Source organism: Acinetobacter sp. YH16053, assembly GCF_013417035.1.
Classification (GTDB): domain Bacteria; phylum Pseudomonadota; class Gammaproteobacteria; order Pseudomonadales; family Moraxellaceae; genus Acinetobacter; species Acinetobacter towneri.
Genome location: NZ_VPEP01000082.1, coordinates 1 through 2,388 on the forward strand (window position 1 = coordinate 1; position 2,388 = coordinate 2,388).

Sequence of the window (2,388 nt, forward strand, 5' to 3'; positions counted from 1 at the left end):
TAAAGTCAAAATACCTCTTTATTTCGCTCTCATTTGCGTTTTTTGAGCTGTTTTCTGTTTTTCACTATGAGATCTATGTTTTTTAGGTAAAGGCTCTTAAATCGCATTTGAACGCGTTCTATGAAGCTTTTCATAATTAAAGTTTTGGGTTGAAATTTTTAACCTGGATGAAGGGACAAAAAATTGATTTTTTTACGTTTTTCTAAACCAGGAAATAAATACTTTTTTCCATGCAAAACCAAGCACTGGCCCTACGTCACTTTAGCCAATTTTCCAATCAAGGATCCGGCACACGCCGGGATTTTTTTGTCACACACCACGCATCTAACGATGACAACCTTCAAATCCTTATGCTGTAAGGGTTTGGGTAATTATTTTGTGTGTTAGAAAGCTGCGCAGCAAAAAGCGCATTTTTTAAAATAAGTTATTGATTTTATTTATTAATTTGCTGCGCTCTTCTCTGTGCTCAAAAATCTAATAAGAATTACGTAAGTAACTGTTATTTAAATAAAAATAGGGTGCGCAGGCATCTGCGCTCGAAAAATGGGAAAAAAGAGCGTAAGCTATTAATATATATAAATAAATACCCTGCGCAGTTCATGAAAACTGAGTTTGCGCAGTAAAAGCTATAAAATCAGCATAAGTTAATGAAAATTAATTAAAATAATCTGCGCACTTTTCGATAAGCCACAAAATTGTCAATTCGGTCAATTTAATAAATTATACATGATGTATTTTTTAGAAATTTAAACCTGTAAAAACCACTCAGTTGATAGATTTTAAGTGAGGCTTTAGAGCCTAAATTGATTTCTTATTTTAGACATTAAAAGTAGTTAAAAAATTGAGAGTATTCAATATCAGTGAGTTCTATACCTATTTTCTACAAAAGTTCCAAAAATGGACCTTCTTCAATACTCAAGCGTTGAAGTTTAAGAGAAGATAGTAAGAAATCTTATTCGAGGAATTGTGATGAGCACTCATATCACTACTACAGCAAATACAATAATGTTTCCGAAGGCTTGTACTCTTTGCCAATCAAGAAAAAATGTACAGCTTTTTGCAGGACTGTTGGTATGCGATCAATGCCAGGAAAACATCAATCTCACGAATCCAGACACATTCTCGACCAATGATGAGATTGAACAGAAAGCCCAGGATTAACCTGGGTTGCGTATAAGAGTTTTTATGTTAAATATTAGCTAGACACGAGTACTTATAATTAAATGAAAAATGTGCAATATAAATAATATTGTTGAAGTTTTATTCTGTTAAGTTTCGAATATAGCTTAGGAGAGATAGATGGTAGACATTGTTGATCCATCTACACGCAGCCGTATGATGGCTGGAATCAAAGGTAGCAATACAAAGCCTGAATTATTAGTCAGACATTTGCTTCATAAAAAAGGATTTCGGTATCGTTTTCATGTAAAAGATCTTCCGGGAAAACCTGATATTGTTTTGCCAAAATACAGGTCAGTGATTTTTATACACGGCTGTTTCTGGCATGGTCATCAGAATTGTCATCTTTTCAGGTTACCGGCAACGCGGACGGAATTCTGGCAGGAAAAAATCTGCCGTAATCAGGCGAATGATTCCAGAGCTGTAGATATCCTGCGCGCTAGTAATTGGCGAGTCTGCATTGTCTGGGAATGCAGTATTCGGGGAGCCAAAAAAGATCCGGAAAAAGTAGTCAGTACAATTGCTGACTGGCTTGCAGGTGACAGACAGTTTCTTGAAATACGTGACACTCCAAGAGACAGATGATTTTTCAAGTAATACAGCCATACTTATTTATCTGATGACAGGTCAAGCTCCTTGTATTCATCATATAGACAAGCTGAATTGACTGCTGACACCCTGAACTGGTTGCGTTTTTTCTGTTTCCATTTGCCTGTATTCACATCTAGGGCATATTTGCATCCAGGATCATGAACCACTATTCCTGTCGCCAGGGCATCCAGGAATTTCTCAATACTTGCTCCTTTAGCCAGCGACACCTTTGGGCCAAACTGGTAATAGGTAGAGCCTTCAAGTTTGAGGTTAGTGTAGGAAACATAGCAGGTTTTGGTATGTTTATTCTTCCAGTGATTGAGCAGTTTGCTAAAGGTCCATCCAGCTGCAACTTCTCCATTGTCATTTTTCAGAAAATAGCCACCCTCGCTCAGGGTAATTTTCTTTTTCTCCAAATCATATCCTTCAATGAAAAGAGTCAGACATGTTTCCGGATTTCGGATTCCAGTCTGGTGTTTGGCAGTAAAGTAAAGCTGCTGCGGTTGCCTGCGGTTTGCATGGGTATTCATGAAATTTGCATAGCTGTCACGATAGAGTCCGATATCAGGTTCAGGAGTCATTAGGGTAGTACTACTTTTTGATCTTGTTTTTAGCTCC

General features: G+C 37.1%; 3 protein-coding genes. 2 read left to right on the forward strand and 1 reads right to left on the reverse strand.

All coding sequences use genetic code 11. The features are described from left to right. The first annotated feature begins 969 nt into the window (after positions 1-969). Complete coding sequence (locus FTV43_RS16110; protein WP_034705540.1) at positions 970-1,161, forward strand: hypothetical protein; 192 nt, start codon at positions 970-972, stop codon at positions 1,159-1,161. Between the two features lie 138 nt (positions 1,162-1,299). Beyond that, on the forward strand, positions 1,300-1,764 hold the full coding sequence (locus FTV43_RS15045; RefSeq protein WP_163146739.1) for a very short patch repair endonuclease: 465 nt from the start codon (positions 1,300-1,302) through the stop codon (positions 1,762-1,764). Between the two features lie 23 nt (positions 1,765-1,787). Here FTV43_RS15045 and FTV43_RS15050 read toward each other — a convergent pair. Next, a partial coding sequence (locus FTV43_RS15050; RefSeq protein ID WP_218950815.1) for an MvaI/BcnI family restriction endonuclease occupies positions 1,788-2,388 on the reverse strand: 601 nt, incomplete at its 5' end.

Coding starts and splice junctions, on each gene's coding strand:
- FTV43_RS16110 (WP_034705540.1), top strand. CDS start 970: ATGAGCACTCATATCACTACTACAGCAAATACAATAATGTTTCCGAAG.
- FTV43_RS15045 (WP_163146739.1), top strand. CDS start 1,300: ATGGTAGACATTGTTGATCCATCTACACGCAGCCGTATGATGGCTGGA.